Genomic DNA, 15,282 nt, shown 5'->3' on the forward strand with positions numbered 1-15,282 from the left:
GCAGCGCAATGGTGTGTGCGATATCGTGCCTGGGGGCGCCGGCCTGCCGGCGATGGGGCCCGGCAGCGCAAGACGGTTGCTCCCGCAGGCCCAGCCCGCCCATGCCGCCGGTCAGACGCGGAAAGCCTGCACCGCCGTGTGCAGTTGCCCGCCCAGCTCCAGCAGGTTTTCGCCTTGCTCGCGCCCTTGGCCGATGCGCAGCAGGTTGTCCCCGCCCAACTGGTGGATCCGCTCGCTGTGGTCGCGGATCTCGCTGACCGCGCCGCTCTGCTGGGCGGTGACGTCGGCGATGCGTACGGCGGTGGCGGCGATGGTCTGGATCGCGCCGACGATCTTGTCCAGCGCCCCGTCCGCCGCCTGGGCCTGGTTGGCCGTGGCTTCGGCGTGTTCGACCTGGGTGCGCATGCCTTCGACCGATTGACGGGCGGCGGTCTGCAGGCCGGCGATCAGCGTCTGGATCTCGGCGGTGGCCCCGGCGGTGCGTTGCGCCAGCGAGCGGACTTCCTCGGCCACCACGGCGAAGCCGCGGCCCATCTCGCCGGCCCGGGCCGCTTCGATGGCGGCGTTGAGCGCCAGCAGGTTGGTCTGGTCGGCGATCGAGCGGATCACCGTCAGCACGCCGCCGATGGTGGCGGACTCCTCCGCCAGGTGTTCGATCATCTGCGCGTTGCCCTGCACCTCGCCGACCAGCGCATGCAGCCCGGTGAGGCTCTGGCCGATCACCTGCTGGCCGTGCTCGACGGCCTGCCCGGCATGGCGGCTGGCGTCGGCGGCCTGGCGGGCGTCGCCGGCCACTTGCTGGATGGTCGCTTCCAGTTCGCTGAGGGAGTCGCGGATCAGCGCGGTGTCCCCGGCCTGGTGTTCGGCGCCGCTGTGCAGGTCGTTGCTCAGCTCGGCCAGGGTGCGACTGCTGCCGGCCACCTGCTCGGCGTTGCCGCGGATGGTGCCGACCAGATCCACCAGGTAGGCGCGCAAGCGGTTGAGCGAGGCTTCGATGTCGTGCAGTTCGCGGTTGGTCTTGCCCAGCCGGATGTCGCGGCTGAAGTCGCCCTCGGCCCAGGTCGACAGCGCCGGCGCGAGATTGGTGAGCGTGCGGGCCAGGCGCCGCTGCAAGGTGTCGATCAGCAGCGCGATCAACAGGATCAGGCCGATCATCACGCCCTGCATCAGCCGCACCTCGCCCTGGATCTGGCCGTGCTGGGCGCGCACGGCCGGCTCCAGCCCGGCGATGGCCTGCTGCACGGCGGCGATCTTCCGGTGGGTGGCGGCGGCAAGGTCGGTTCGCTTCTGGATCTGCTCGCGGGTGCGCGAAAGCTCCGCCGGGTAGCGGCCGAGCAGGCTGTTGAGTTCACGCTTGAGGCCGACGCCGGCGTCTTCGGCGGCGGCCTTTTCGGTGCTTTCGATGCCCATCATCGCGGCGAAGTCGTCGCTGCCGGATTCGCTCTGGCTGATCACGCCGAGCAACGGCAGGGCATCGATGGCCTGGGCCTGGGCACGCAGGTTGGCGACTTCCCGTTCGACGTCGGCGGCCAGTTCGCTGCGGCCGCTGCTGACCAGTTTGTCCCGGGCCAGCGTCAGCTTGCCCAGGTGCTGCGCCGCGTTGAGCAGCGGCGCCAGGTACGCCGCATTGCCGTTGGCGTAGGTGCTGAGCTGGTCGAGGCTGGCGCTCAGCTCCCGTTCGGCCTGCACCAGCAGCGCTTGCGGGTCGCCGGCCAGCTTGCCGGCCGCCAGCAGGTCGGTCTTGCTGAAATCGTCCAGGTCCGAAAGGCTCGGCCGCAGGGTGTCGGCCAGGGCGGGCGACAGTTCGCCGAGTTCCTTTTGCAGGTCGTCGAGGGCGGCGGTGGCGCCGCTCAGGCGCAGGGCGTCGCCGCTGGCGAGGTAGTCTTCGACGTTGCGTGCCGCATCGTTCTGAAAGCGCTGCGACAGACCCAGGTAGCGCTCCATCAGCAGGTAAGGGCGCTCCAGGGCTCTCTGCGACCACCACAGCGTGGCGCCGAGGGCCACGCACACGGCGACCAGCAACAGCGTGTTGAGATTGGTGAGCAACTTCAGGCGCATGACGGCTACCAACGGCAGAAATGGTAAGCGCCTGAATTTATTGCGGTTCTGTTACAGGGTTATGACCGAATCGGTGGATTCCGATGAAAAAGTGGCACTTTGCTTTGAGTCCCGGGCGACCTGCACCCGGTTGCGCCCTTCGCCCTTGGCGCGGTACAGGGCCTCGTCGGCCTGGGTGGCCATCATCAGGCTGTCGGAGTCCTCGCTCATCTCCACGACACCGGCGCTGAAGGTGCACCACAGATCCTGCGGCTGCGCCGGGTAGTGGATCTCGGCGAAGCGCTGGCGGATCTCGTCGAGCACGTTGTGCGCGGCGGTCAGGTCGGTGTCGGGCATGACGATGGCGAATTCCTCGCCGCCGTAGCGGCCGATGAAGTCGGTCTTGCGCAGGCGCTGCTTGAGGAACAGCGCCAGGCTCTTGATCACCCGGTCGCCCATCGGGTGGCCGTGGCTGTCGTTGACCCGCTTGAAGTGGTCGATGTCGAGCATGGCGAAGCTCAGCGGCTTGCCCTCGCGGCGGGCGCGGAACGAGCAGTCCTCCAGCAGTTGCAGGATGTGGGTGTGGTTGTACAGGCCGGTGAGACTGTCGCGCACCATCCGCGCCTTGAGGTTGCGCGCCCGGGCGGCGCGGTTGCGCACGGTGGTGATCAGGTGGCGCGGTTTGATCGGTTTGGTCAGGAAGTCGTCGCCGCCCTCGCTCATGGCGTCGAGCTGCTTGTCCAGGTCGTCCTCGGCCGACAGGTAAATGATCGGCACGCTGACGTAGCGGTCGTTGTGGCGGATGACCTTGGCCAGTTCGGTGCCGGTGCAGGCCGGCATGTACATGTCGAGGATGATCAGGTCCGGCTGGAAATCCGCCAGTTCGGCCATGGCCTGGATCGGCTCGATCAGGGTGCGGGTGACGATGCCCGCGCTGTTGAGCAGGCGTTCGGTGTGCAGGGCCTGGGCGCGGGAGTCGTCGATGATCAGCACTTTATAGGGTTCGTACTGGGCGACGCAGGTCAGCACCTCGATCTTCTCCAGCAGGCTCGACGCTTCGAGGGTGCCGGTGAGGAACTCCCGGCCGCCGGCGCGCACGGCGGCCAGGCGGGTCGGGGTGTCGGTTTCGTGCAGGCTGAAGAACAGCAGCGGCAGCGGCTCCTCCAGGCCCTGCTGGGCTTCGGCGGCCAGGGTCAGGCCGACGCCGGGGGCGCTGAAGTCCACGTCCATGACGATGGCGGCGGGCAGGCGCTCGACCATCGAGGAACGGAACGCCGACACGCTGTCCAGCGCCTGGGCGGTGAGGCCGAAGAACTCCAGTTGCTTGGCCAGCCGCTCGGCGCGGTCATGGTCTTGCAGCAGCACGTAGATCGGTTTGCGCAGCGGCGGCAGGAACGTCTGGTCGAGCTGGTCGCCGTGGCGCAGGCCAGTGCGCGACAGGCGCTGCATCAAGCGGTTGAGGTCGGTGATCAGGCCGCTGCTCAGCCGGCCGCGGTTGGCGTCGACGGCTTCCAGCGACTGGCTGATGTGGCGGGCCAGCTGCGTGTGCTCAGGCTGTTCGAAGCGCTCGGCGAAACGCAGCAGGCGCAGGTTGGCCTCGCTCAGCTCGGCGAGGTCGGCGGTGGACCATTCGCTGCGTTGCAGGCGCTGCCATATCTCAAGAATCTGACGTGCCTGATGAATTACCCGCTGGGCAAAGTGGTGCTTGAGGCGCTCACGGCTGGGGTCTTCTGGCTCGGTCATATCCTGACTACTAGTTAGGGTGCATGCTGAGATCGACTGGTGGCTCTATGCTAGCACCTCTTTTCCCTTACATGAGTGTCGTACGTCAATAATCTGCGGCGCAGCACCATTCAGTTTTCGACTTGGCGGTTTCGGCCGGGACATGCGCTTGCGAAAAGTGCCCGTAGGCTGGGCTTACAGGAAGTTTCCTCTCATGGTTGAAGAGATTTCCCGACGCGTTTCGGATGTTGTCCTACAGGGCGTTCTGCTTTTCTCCAGCGTCGGTTTCCAGGGTGTTTATCGTTGATAGGGTCAGGGAAACCCCTAGAAGACGTTTGCCCGGTCATGACCCCATGTTTCAACGAACAAGGAGCGGCGCCATGCCAATCCCAGCCCAGCCTTCCTTTTTCGGGACGCGGCAGCGCTGTTTTTCCCGGATGCCCGCAACGGCGGGTGCCGGGGCAAGGCACGTTGCTGTATGGTTGCTGTCGAACCGTTGAACCCAAGTCTGAAAGGATATCGCCATGCTGGACTGGAAGAACCGCGCGGGCAGCGCGCCTGAACGTGCCGCCGAACCCAAGTCGGCCACCCGCAGCTATCTGGGCGGCCTGCTGTTCAGCCGTGCGCTGGCCACCCTGGTGGGCATTTACCTGTTGGTGACCATTGGCCTTGGCTGGTACTGGAGCCAGGAGCCGGCGCTGTTTCCCGTGGCGCAGAACGCGCAGGTCGCCGCCGAGAAGGAAGGCAAGCAGATGGTGGTCGGCTACACCACCGTCGAGACCCTCAAGACCGTGGCCGGCACGTTGCTGACCAAGCCGGGCGGCTACATTTCCAACGACCGCTTCCCGCCGGGCCTGTGGATGGACAACATGCCGAGCTGGGAATACGGCGTGCTGGTGCAGGTGCGCGACCTGACCCGGGCCCTGCGCAAGGACTTCGCCCGTTCGCAGTCGCAGTCGGCCGAAGACGCCGACCTGGCCAAGGCCGAGCCGCGCTTCAACTTCGACAACAAGAGCTGGATCCTGCCGTCCAGCGAGTCGGAGTATCAGGAAGGCATCAATTCCCTGACCCGTTACCAGGCGCGCCTGGCGAGCCCCGACCAGAAGAGCGCGCTGTTCTACGCCCGCGCCGACAACCTGAACAACTGGCTGGGCGATGTCGGCACCCGTCTGGGTTCGCTGTCGCAGCGGCTGTCGGCCAGCGTCGGCCGGGTCAAGCTCAACACTGCGCTGAAGACCGAAGTGCCGGCCGTGGGCGAAGTGCCGCAGGTCGACGAGGAAGTGGTCGAGACCCCGTGGATGCAGATCGACAACGTCTTCTATGAAGCCCGCGGCCAGGCCTGGGCGCTGTCGCACCTGCTGCGCGCCATCGAAGTGGACTTCGCCGACGTGCTGGCCAAGAAGAACGCCACGGTCAGCGTGCGCCAGATCATCCGCGAGCTGGAAGCCTCGCAGGAGCCGGTGTGGAGCCCGATGATCCTCAACGGCAGCGGTTTCGGGGTGCTGGCCAACCACTCGCTGGTGATGGCCAATTACATCTCCCGGGCCAACGCCGCCGTGATCGACCTGCGCCAACTGCTCAACCAGGGTTGAGCCATGAGCGACCTTCCCGACGAGGCGGCCCACCGCGCCGCCTCGGACGCCGAACGCATCGCCTGGGTCGACGAGCGGGACAACCTGCTCGGCTCCTTGGCGCGGGCCGAGCTGCGTGAGCGCGGGCTGATCGGCCGCGGCACCTACATCATGCTGTTCAACTCTGCCGGCGAGCTGTGCGTGCACCGGCGCACCTTGAGCAAGGCGATCTATCCCGGGTATTGGGACGTGGCGGCCGGCGGCATGGTGCTGGCCAGCGAAACCTACGCCGAATCGGCGGCCCGCGAGCTGGAAGAGGAGCTGGGCGTGAGCGGCGTCGAACTGACCGCCCACGACCATTTCTTCTTCGAGGACAGCGAAAGCCGCCTATGGTGCTCGGCGTTCTCGGCGGTGTGGGACGGCCCCCTGAAGCTGCAGCCCGAAGAAGTGCTGGAAGCGTGCTTCATGCCCGTCGGACAGGTCATGCTGGAAATCACGCAAAAGCCTTACTGCCCGGACTCCTTGGCGGCGTTGGAACGCTATCTGAAGGCCCGGGGCAACGACGTCGCAAAGAAGGTGTAAATTGGCGCCGATTGGCTCTTAGCAAGTCGGCTTTTTGCCGTTACACTGCGCGACCTTTTCAAGCTGCGCCGGCCCGCTTTCCCGAAAGCGTCGGTGCAGTAGCGCTGCCCCTGCCTGAGTGGGGCTTCGCGGTCGATCGCCTTGCCCAAGGCGGCGGCCAGTCTTTTGTCCTCCCGAGAGGATTGCCGGTGGCCAAAAAAGCCGCATCCTTCGCCGCCCTGGGCGGCCTGGTGTTTTCCACCGACGCAGGTCGTCATTGCCCGGAATGCAGTAAACCGGTGGACGCTTGCATCTGCAGACAGACGCAAATCCCGGCCGGCGACGGCATTGCCCGCGTGCGACGCGAGAGCAAGGGCCGTGGCGGCAAGACGGTGACCACCATCACCGGCGTGCCGCTGGCCATCGACGCGCTCAAGGAGCTGGCGGCGACGTTGAAGAAACGTTGCGGCACCGGCGGTGCGCTGAAGGACGGGGTCATCGAAATCCAGGGCGATCATGTCGAGCTACTCTTGGCCGAGCTGATCAAGCAAGGTTTCAAGGCGAAGAAGTCCGGCGGCTAGCAGCCTCTGTGAAAGCCACTCGCGGCTTGATCCGGCCCTGAATCCCTTCAGGTCCGGCGTCGTCTCATTGGTTTTCACAGAGCCTGTTCATGACCGGTCTCTAAACTCGTGACAGCGGGCGCGGTCTACCGCCCGCTGACGAACCGTCATTTTCATTCTTTAGACTGCGCCGGCCTGACTGTCAGGCGACGCCTCATGACTTCTTTATAGGGGACTTCGATGTCCGTACGACGCACACGCAAAGACGATGGCAGCCAATGGACAGTTGCGGACAGCCGCAGTGTTTACGGGATCCGCCATTGGGGGGCCGGGTATTTCGCGATCAATGACGCCGGTCGCGTCGAAGTTCGTCCGAACGGCCCGAGCAGTTCGCCCATCGACCTGTTCGAACAGGTCGACCAGCTGCGCAAGAGCGGCTTGTCCCTGCCGTTGCTGGTGCGCTTCCCCGACATCCTGCAAGACCGCGTCCGTCAGCTGACCGGCGCCTTCGACGCGAACATCGAGCGTCTGGAATACCAGAGCAAGTACACCGCGCTGTACCCGATCAAGGTCAACCAGCAAGAAGCGGTGATCGAGAACATCATCGCCACCCAGAACGTGTCCATCGGCCTTGAGGCCGGCTCCAAGCCTGAGCTGCTGGCAGTGCTGGCGCTGGCGCCGAAGGGCGGCACCATCGTCTGCAACGGCTACAAGGACCGCGAGTTCATCCGCCTGGCGCTGATGGGCCAGAAGCTCGGCCACAACGTGTTCATCGTGATCGAGAAGGAATCGGAAGTCGGCCTGGTGATCGAAGAGGCCGCCTCCCTGCGTGTGAAGCCGCAGGTCGGCCTGCGCGTGCGCCTGTCGTCGCTGGCCTCGTCGAAGTGGGCGGACACCGGCGGTGAGAAGTCCAAGTTCGGCCTGTCGGCGGCGCAGCTGCTGTCGGTGGTCGAGCGTTTCCGCGCGGCGGGCCTGGATCAGGGCATCCGCCTGCTGCACTTTCACATGGGTTCGCAGATCGCCAACCTCGCCGACTACCAGCACGGCTTCAAGGAAGCGATCCGCTACTACGGCGAGCTGCGCAACCTCGGCCTGCCGGTCGATCACATCGACGTCGGCGGCGGCCTGGGCGTGGACTACGACGGCACCCACTCGCGCAACGCCAGCTCGATCAACTACGACATGGACGACTACGCCGGCGTGGTGGTGGGCATGCTCAAGGAGTTCTGCGACGCGCAGAGCCTGCCGCACCCGCACATCTTCTCCGAGAGCGGCCGTTCGCTGACCGCCCACCACGCCATGCTGGTGGTGCAGGTGACCGACGTCGAGAAACACAACGACGACGTGCCGCAGATCGAAAACAAGGAAGCGCTGCCGGAAACCGTGCAGTGGCTGGTGGACCTGCTCGGCCCGACCGACATCGAGATGGTCACCGAAACCTACTGGCGCGCCACCCACTACATGAGCGACGTGGCGGCCCAGTACGCCGACGGCAAGCTGACCCTGGCCGAAAAGGCCCTGGCCGAGCAGTGCTACTTCGCCGTGTGCCGTCGCCTGCACAACTCGCTGAAGGCGCGTCAGCGTTCGCACCGTCAGGTGCTGGACGAACTCAACGACAAGCTGGCCGACAAGTACATCTGCAACTTCTCGGTGTTCCAGAGCCTGCCGGACACCTGGGCGATCGACCAGGTGCTGCCGATCATCCCGCTGCACCGCCTGGATGAAGAGCCGCTGCGCCGCGCCGTGCTGCAGGACCTGACCTGCGACTCCGACGGCAAGATCAACCAGTACGTCGACGAGCAGAGCATCGAGACCAGCCTGCCGGTGCACGCACTGAACGATGGCGAGGATTATCTGCTGGGCGTGTTCCTGGTCGGCGCCTACCAGGAAATCCTCGGCGACATGCACAACCTGTTCGGCGACACCGACTCGGTGAACATCTACCAGAACGCCGACGGCAGCGTGTACCACGCCGGCATCGAAACCCACGACACCATCGAAGACATGCTGCGCTATGTGCACCTGTCGCCGGAGGAACTGATGACCCACTACCGCGACAAGTGCGCCAGTGCCCGCATCAGCGCCAACGAGCGCACCCAGTTCCTCGATGCCCTGCGCCTGGGCCTGACCCGCTCCTCCTACCTGTCTTCCTGAGACACGGCACAGCCCTGCCGGGCCATCTGAATGTTTTCCTGACGTTGTGGAAAATTCGGATGGCCCGGTAGGGCTTTTCTCAATTTCCGCGTGAAACAGTTCGCTGCCTAGACCGACAAAGTGAAGCGGTCTGCTTTTCACGTAGGTCATTTCCTAAGTTGTACTTCGGCCCTCTACTCGGCCAAGGCTCTCGGCGAGAATCCCCGGCTGTCCCTCCTGTAGAGATCCGCCCCATGTTCGATCCAGTCAACGAGCCGTTGTTTCGTCTCGACGTCGCGGGACTGCCCGAGCCCCTGGAAGTGCTGGCCTTCACCGGTCGGGAAGGGTTCGCCGAGCCTTATGCCTTCGAGGTCGATGTGCTGATCGACGATCCGCACCTCGACCTGGCCGGGCTGATGTTCCGCGCGGCGTTCCTGCAGTTCGGCCCGGCGCCCGAGGGCGTGCACGGGCGCCTGCACAGTCTTGTCCAGCGTGAGCACGGCCCCGGGGCCCGGCTGTGCCGGGTGCGCCTGGCGCCGGCGTTGAGCTGCCTGGCGCTGCGCTGCAGCCAGCGGATGTTCAGTGGCCGTTCGGTGCCGCAGATCCTCGATCAGGTGCTCAAGGAGCACGGCATCGTCGGCGTCCAGCGGCAGTTTCGGCTTTCGGGCCAATACCCGGCCCGAACGTTCTGCACCCAGTACCGCGAGTCGGACCTGCAGTTCGTCCAGCGCCTGTGCGCGCAGGCGCAGATCCACTATCACTTCGAACACCGGCGCGACGGGCATTGCCTGGTGTTCGGCGACGACCCGGCGAAGTTGCCCCAGATAAGCGTAGGCCCGTTGGACGGCGCGGGCGTGCACCCGTGGCAGGCGCGCACCGATGGCCGGGCGCAGACCGCCGAGGGCGGCACGCGGATGCCGTTGCTGCGCAGCGGCCGGAGGCTGTCGTTGAGCGGTCCTGCGGCCATGGGCGGGGAACGGGACTGGCTGGTGGCGCGGGTCGAGCATCAGGCCGGCACGGCCCTGGATCCTCCTTACCGCAACCGGATCGCCTGCGTTGCACCCGGCAGTCCGGCGCCCGTTCCCCCGCCGGCCGCCATCCCGGCCCTGCACAGCCTGCAGCGGGCCTGGGTGGTCGGGGTGGACGAACCGCCGCCCGACCCCTTGCGGCGGGTGGCGGTGCAGTTCGACTGGCTCTACCAGGGTGAAGGCGCGGCGCCCAGCCATTGCTGGCTTGCCCTGGCGCCGGGCCTGGCCGATGTGCCCCCGGCGGCGCTGCGCGAAGGCGTTGAAGTGGTGGTGGGGTTTCTGGAGGGGGATCCCGACCGGCCTGTCATCAGCGGCATTCTTCAGGCGCCGGTCGATGCCGGGTTCGATGCCGGAGCCGATGGCGAGGACGACCCGCCGATGGAGGCGCCGCGCAGCGAAGGGCTGGCGCAATGGCTGGGCTCGGCGCAGCCGCTGCTGTTGCTGTGCCTGATCCCCGGCGGAGGCAGTTTTGCCCATTGCCCGCAGCCGCTGTGCAGTTGCCGGCTGCTCGGCGCGCTTGAGCCGGGCGGCGCCGCATGAGCGGCCGGTCGCCGGAGCCGCAGGCGCAATGGCTGCTGCTGGACGCCCCGCTGACGCCCCAGGTGCAGGCCACGCTGCGTCAGGGGTTTGCGCATCAGCATCAGGTGTGGCTGTTCGAGGCCACCGAGTTTCAGCCGGTGCGCGAGCAAGGGCCGCTGCTGGTCGCGCTGGCGGGGAGCCCGGCGTTGACGGCCCTGTGCCACAGCGATCCGCAGACCTGGCGCGGTCTGCTGATCGGCTGCGAGGCGCCGGTCGAACGCTTGCTGGCGCATCTGCGCTGCATGCTGACCGTCTCGGTGGGCCTGCATCACCGGGCCTTGTTCGGGTTCTACAACACGCAGACCGCCAGTTATTTCTTCGACGCCTGCGATGCGGCGCAATTGAGCTGCTGGCTCGGGCCGATCCGCCGGTTGCGCTGGTACGGCGGCTCCTGGGCCGACCGGGCGCTCGGCAGCCTGGGCTGGCAGCAGCTGCGCAATCCCGGGCTTGCGGTGACGCCGTTGGCGGTGGATCAAAGTCTTACGGCGCTTCAGCAGAGGCGTTTGCGCACGTGCCTGCTGGAGCAGCATGCCTGGCGCTGGAGCCGGGCGTTGAACGCCGATTACGCGGCGTTGTGGCGATATGTCCAGGAGGGGTTGGGCCTGGGCTTCAGCGAACGCGCCGTGCTCGACGGCTGGCTGTGGCTGCGGCTGCAGCATCCCCGTGCGCCGTTGGTGCCGCCGCCGGCGGGCCTGACCCCGCAGCAGCGGCTCGATCACCTGCATCGCCTGTGGCAGCGCGACGGCCCCTGAGGGTTCAGTGGGCGGTGGCGCTGAACCAGCCATCGTCGCGGCCCAGCCGCAGCGCCTGGGCGCCCAGCGTCAGGCTGCGCAGCGCCATGAACAGCAGGAACGCGATCCACAGCCCGTGATTGCCCAGATCCTGCAGCAGCCAGGCCAGGGGCAACAGCGCCACCACCGTCAGCAGCATGCAGTTGCGCATTTCCCTGGCGCGGGTGGCGCCGATGAACAGGCCGTCGAGCAGGTAGCTCCACACGGCGATCAGCGGCAGGGCGGCGAGGTAGGGCAGGTACAGGTACGCCGTGCTGCGCACGCTCGGGATGTCGGTCTGCAGGTCGATGAACAGGTGCCCGGCGTAAAGGAACCCCACGGCGAAACCGATGCTGGCCAGCAATGACCAACCGCCGGCCACCACCAGCGAGCGGCGCAGGGCGGTGCGGTCGCGGGCGCCGATGGCGTGCCCGCACAGGGCTTCCACCGCATGGGCCAGGCCGTCGAGGGCGTGGGCCGTCAGCAGCAGGCCGTTGAGCAGCAGCGCGTTGGCCGCCACGGTGGCGTCGCCCAGCCGCGCGCCTTGCACGGTGATCAGGAAGAACACCGATTGCAGCGCCAGGCTGCGGATGAAGATGTCGCGGTTGACCGTCAGCAGCGGCCGCCAGTTGCCCCAACGCTTGAGGGTCGCCCAGACGATGCGGCCGGGATAGGCCCGCAGGGCCTTCGACGTCAGCGACAGGCCGAGCAGGGCGCCGCACCATTCGGCCACCACCGAAGCCCGGGCCGAACCGGCCACGCCCCAGTCCAGGCCGATGACGAACCACAGGTTGAGCACGATGTTGATCAGGTTGGTGGTCAGCAGGATCGCCAGCGGCGCCCGGGCGTTCTGGGTGCCGAGGAACCAACCGACCAGCGCATAGGTGGCCAGGGCCGCCGGCAGGCCGAACAGACGGGTGTGGAAGAACTCCCGGGTCAGTTGGTCGAGCTCCGCCGACGGTTGCATGACGTGCAGGGCGATGCCGCTCAGGGGCACGCCCAGGATGCCGAGCAGCACCGCCAGCCCCATCGCCAGCAGCAGGCCTTGCAGCAGGATCTGGCGCAGCGCGGCGCCGTCGCGGCGTCCCGCCGCCTGGGCCGCGAACCCGGTGGTGCCCATGCGCAGGAAACCCATGGCCCAGGCCAGGAACGTGTACAGGCTGGCGCCCACCGCCACGGCGCCCAACTGATGGGCATGGGGCAGGTGGCCGATCACGGTGCTGTCGACCAGCGCCACCAGCGGCACGGAAATGTTGGAAAGGATCATCGGGGCGGCGAGGGCCCAGACCCGGCGGTGGGTCGGACGGTCACGCCAGTCGGCGGTCAGGTTGGACATGCGGGCTCCTTGAGGTGCCCGCATTGTAGCGGCTGCTTGCGGGGATGGCGTCAGTGGATGATCCAGCTCAGCAGCCACAGGCCCAGCAGCAGCCAGATGATCCCGGCGACGATCCGCACGTTCATGAACGCGCGGATCGCCGACCACAGCAGCATCAGCCCGACGATCAGCGTGACGATGCTGATGATCGACGTGTCCATGCCCAGCGTGCGCGCCAGGCCGTCGATGAAGTTGCCGCCGGCGTTGCCCAGCAGGTTGAACAGGCCGCTCAGACCGTCGACGATGAAGCGGATGACCGAGCCGAGCGCCTGGCCCAGCCATTCGAAAAAGCTTTCTGCCTGCATGTATCCATCCTGATCAAAAGGCTGAACCTTGGACCGCCGCGAGCGCGGCCCGGTTCCCTGCAAGCATAGTGGTTTTGCTTCGTGCCCACAGTGAATCCCACTGCGCCGCCGGACCTGCGCCCCTTGCCTTCGCCGGGCATCCCCCCGAAGCTATGCGCATTCAGGAGAGCCCGATGAACCTTGTTGAACTGACCGAACGCCTGCACGCCATCCGCGACCGCAACGACTGGCGGCAATTTCACAGTCCGAAGAACCTGGCCATGGCCGCCAGCGTGGAAATGGCCGAGCTGGTGGAGATCTTCCAGTGGCTGAGCGAAGACCAGTCGCGCGAACTGCCGGCGGACAAGCTCGCCCATGCCGGCCAGGAAGTCGGCGACATCGTCCTCTATCTGCTCCTGCTGTGCAGCGAGCTGGGGCTGGACATGAACGAAGTGGTGCGCAGCAAGCTGGCCGACAGCGAACGGCGGTTCGGCGCATGAGCGACCGTCACTTCGACCGGTTGGCGACCCGCTTCGCCGAAAAGATCTACGGTGGCGCCAAGGGCGCGATCCGTCTGGCGGTGCTGCAGGCGGACCTTGCCGAAGCGTTGCCGGAGCGGCCGCTGCGGGTGCTGGACATCGGCGCCGGGCTGGGCCACATGTCGCTGTGGCTGGCCGAGCGCGGGCACGCCGTGACCTTGGCCGAGCCGGCCGAGCCGATGCTCGAAGGCGCACGCCAGCGCTTCGCCGAGGCCGGGCGGCAGGCGACGTTCATCCAGGCGCCGTGGCAGGAACTGCCCGGGCTGCTCAGCGAGCCCTATGACCTGGTGGTCTGCCATGCGGTGCTGGAATGGCTAGCCGAGCCGCACACGATCCTGCCGGTGCTGCATCAATTGACCGCGCCCGGCGGCTGGCTGTCGCTGGCGTTCTACAACCGCGATGCGCTGGTCTACCGCAACCTGCTCAAGGGTCATTTCAAGAAGCTGCGCAAGAACGACATGGCCGGCGAAAAGCAGAGCCTGACCCCGCAGCAACCGTTGGACCCGCGGGAGCTGGCCGCGCAACTCGCGGGCTTGTGGCAGGTCGAAAGCCAGAGCGGCGTGCGGGTTTTCCACGATTACATGCCGGTGGAGTTCCAGTCCCGCGCCGCACTGCCTGACTTGCTGGAAATGGAGCTTGCCCACCGCCGCCACCCAAGCTTCGCCGGGCTTGGGCGTTACCTGCACTGGATCTGCCGGCCGATCTGATCGGAGCACGAAATGAAGACGCATTGCGGGTTACTGCTGATCTGCCTGGGGTTGGCCGCCTGCCAGGGCAGCAACCCTTACGTGGCGCAATCGCGCCCCTTGCCGCCGGCGCCGCCGCAGGCCGCCACGGTGTTCGACCGCAGCGCCTACCCGGCGCCGCCGCGGGACTACGGGCGCTACCGCAGTTGGGCGTGGCTCAACGGGCGTCTGCCGCCGGGCACGGCCTGGGCGGATTCGGCGCAGGTGGCCGAGGCCGTCAGCAACGCCCTCGATCAGCGCGGCTTGCGGCCGTTGCGCGACAACCGCCCGGCCGACCTTTTCGTCAGCGCCGACCTCCGGCTGGAGACCCGTCTGCGCCAGGTGCAGGACGATTACGGCTACTACGGCGGATACGGCGGCTATGACCGCTATGGCCGGGGTTACGGGATGTACAACACCGTGCCGGTCGTGCGCACCTATCAGGAGCAGGTCGTGGTGGTGCGGGTCGATCTGTTCGACGCCGGCACGGGCCAACCGGTGTGGAGCGCCAGCGCCGAAACCGGCACCCGCGGCAACCAGATCGAACGTGCCGACGCGATCCGCGAGGCTGTGGAAAAGGCCATGTCGGCGTATCCTCCCAGTTAGCTTCAAGGCAACGCGAAGCCCCCGGGTTCATGTCTTCCACCGGAGAAAAACCATGTTCCGCCGTCTCGCTCTACTGGCTGTGGCCGCGCTGCTCGGCGCCTGCGCCGCCAACCAGGTCAACCATGACTTCGACGCCAGCCGCGACTTCGCCGCCTACCGCAGCTGGAGCTGGAAAGAACCTGCCCTGCAATACCGCCCCGACGACCCGCGGATCAAGAGCGACCTCACCGAACAGCGCATCCGCCAGGCCGTCGCCGACCAGCTCGACCAACGCGGCCTGCGCCCGGCCGCCCAAGGGGCCCGGGGCGACCTGAACGTACAGACCTACCTGATCGTCGAAGACCGCCAGCAGCAAGTGACGACCAACTACGGCGGCGGTTGGGGCGGCCCCTGGAACGGCTACTGGGGCGCGCCGATGTACAACGAAACCCGCAACGTCACCTATAAGGTCGCCACCATCCAGATCGATCTGATCGACGGCAAGGACGGCAAACTGGTCTGGCGCGGCAGCGACGAACAGATGCTCAGCCGCACGCCGAACCCGTCCGACCGCAGCAGCGCGATCCGCGAGACCGTCGGCCGGATCCTGGCCAACTACCCGCCGCGTTAGGCTCCTGGCGGGAACTTGCCTGCAAGCGATGAGGCCTGCACGGCTGACATTTCCATTGCCTGACCTGCCGCCATCGCCAGCAGGCTGGCTCCCACAGAGGATCTTGGGTGAGCGCTTAGCCTGCGGTCACCGCCGAACCCTGTGGGAGCTGGCTTGCCAGCGATGAGGCCAGCGCGGCTTGC

14 protein-coding genes are annotated in these 15,282 nt (G+C 66.8%); 10 read left to right on the forward strand and 4 right to left on the reverse strand.

Going from position 1 to position 15,282, the window contains the following annotated elements; translation table 11 throughout:
- Nucleotides 1-111 precede the first annotated feature (111 nt).
- Together CAG29_RS25105 and gcbA are read right to left on the reverse strand one after the other, a co-directional pair.
- The gene (locus CAG29_RS25105; protein WP_085695299.1) at nucleotides 112-2,058 is read right to left on the reverse strand and encodes a methyl-accepting chemotaxis protein; all 1,947 of its coding nucleotides are present in this window, start codon (nucleotides 2,056-2,058) and stop codon (nucleotides 112-114) included.
- 51 nt (nucleotides 2,059-2,109) lie between these two features.
- Nucleotides 2,110-3,780: a diguanylate cyclase GcbA gene (gene gcbA, locus CAG29_RS25110; protein ID WP_085582693.1), complete on the reverse strand. Its 1,671-nt coding sequence runs from the start codon at nucleotides 3,778-3,780 to the stop codon at nucleotides 2,110-2,112.
- A 503-nt stretch (nucleotides 3,781-4,283) separates the two neighbouring features.
- Here gcbA and CAG29_RS25115 point away from each other — a divergent pair.
- From CAG29_RS25115 to CAG29_RS25140, 6 genes are all read left to right on the forward strand, one after another.
- Nucleotides 4,284-5,351, forward strand: coding sequence for a DUF2333 family protein (locus tag CAG29_RS25115; RefSeq protein WP_085582691.1), 1,068 nt, complete (start codon nucleotides 4,284-4,286; stop codon nucleotides 5,349-5,351).
- A gap of 3 nt (nucleotides 5,352-5,354) precedes the next feature.
- Nucleotides 5,355-5,912: an NUDIX hydrolase gene (locus tag CAG29_RS25120; protein ID WP_085582689.1), complete on the forward strand. Its 558-nt coding sequence runs from the start codon at nucleotides 5,355-5,357 to the stop codon at nucleotides 5,910-5,912.
- Nucleotides 5,913-6,100: 188 nt separating this feature from the next.
- Entirely contained in the window at nucleotides 6,101-6,472 is a 372-nt protein-coding gene (locus tag CAG29_RS25125) for a translation initiation factor Sui1 (RefSeq protein WP_085582968.1), read from the forward strand.
- 219 nt (nucleotides 6,473-6,691) lie between these two features.
- The gene (gene speA, locus CAG29_RS25130) at nucleotides 6,692-8,605 is read left to right on the forward strand and encodes an arginine decarboxylase (protein ID WP_085582687.1); all 1,914 of its coding nucleotides are present in this window, start codon (nucleotides 6,692-6,694) and stop codon (nucleotides 8,603-8,605) included.
- Between the two features lie 233 nt (nucleotides 8,606-8,838).
- A complete protein-coding gene (locus CAG29_RS25135; RefSeq protein ID WP_085582684.1) occupies nucleotides 8,839-10,152 on the forward strand; it encodes a type VI secretion system Vgr family protein in 1,314 nt (437 codons plus the stop codon).
- Nucleotides 10,149-10,943 (forward strand): DUF4123 domain-containing protein, encoded by a 795-nt coding sequence (locus tag CAG29_RS25140; protein WP_085582682.1) that lies wholly within the window; start codon nucleotides 10,149-10,151, stop codon nucleotides 10,941-10,943. The genes CAG29_RS25135 and CAG29_RS25140 overlap by 4 nt, the downstream gene beginning before the upstream one ends.
- Before the next feature lie 4 nt (nucleotides 10,944-10,947).
- Here the strand turns inward: CAG29_RS25140 and CAG29_RS25145 are convergent, their stop codons facing one another.
- Both CAG29_RS25145 and CAG29_RS25150 read right to left on the reverse strand, forming a co-directional pair.
- On the reverse strand, nucleotides 10,948-12,297 hold the full coding sequence (locus tag CAG29_RS25145; RefSeq protein ID WP_085582680.1) for an MATE family efflux transporter: 1,350 nt from the start codon (nucleotides 12,295-12,297) through the stop codon (nucleotides 10,948-10,950).
- Nucleotides 12,298-12,347: 50 nt separating this feature from the next.
- Nucleotides 12,348-12,641: a hypothetical protein gene (locus CAG29_RS25150; protein ID WP_085582678.1), complete on the reverse strand. Its 294-nt coding sequence runs from the start codon at nucleotides 12,639-12,641 to the stop codon at nucleotides 12,348-12,350.
- 173 nt (nucleotides 12,642-12,814) lie between these two features.
- On the opposite strand from CAG29_RS25150, the gene CAG29_RS25155 reads away from it, so the two are divergent.
- Genes CAG29_RS25155 through CAG29_RS25170 form a run of 4 tightly spaced genes read left to right on the forward strand, consistent with a single transcriptional unit; the run spans nucleotide 12,815 to nucleotide 15,100 of the window.
- Nucleotides 12,815-13,120: a MazG-like family protein gene (locus tag CAG29_RS25155; protein ID WP_085582676.1), complete on the forward strand. Its 306-nt coding sequence runs from the start codon at nucleotides 12,815-12,817 to the stop codon at nucleotides 13,118-13,120.
- Nucleotides 13,117-13,866, forward strand: a complete 750-nt coding sequence (locus CAG29_RS25160) for a methyltransferase domain-containing protein (RefSeq protein WP_085582674.1) — start codon at nucleotides 13,117-13,119, stop codon at nucleotides 13,864-13,866. The genes CAG29_RS25155 and CAG29_RS25160 overlap by 4 nt, the downstream gene beginning before the upstream one ends.
- Nucleotides 13,867-13,878: 12 nt before the next feature.
- Nucleotides 13,879-14,490, forward strand: a complete 612-nt coding sequence (locus tag CAG29_RS25165) for a DUF4136 domain-containing protein (RefSeq protein ID WP_085582672.1) — start codon at nucleotides 13,879-13,881, stop codon at nucleotides 14,488-14,490.
- A 52-nt stretch (nucleotides 14,491-14,542) separates the two neighbouring features.
- Complete coding sequence (locus tag CAG29_RS25170) at nucleotides 14,543-15,100, forward strand: DUF4136 domain-containing protein (RefSeq protein WP_085582670.1); 558 nt, start codon at nucleotides 14,543-14,545, stop codon at nucleotides 15,098-15,100.
- Nucleotides 15,101-15,282 lie beyond the last annotated feature (182 nt).

This window comes from Pseudomonas sp. B7(2017) (genome assembly GCF_002112745.1).
Classification (GTDB): Bacteria; Pseudomonadota; Gammaproteobacteria; order Pseudomonadales; family Pseudomonadaceae; genus Aquipseudomonas; species Aquipseudomonas ekonensis.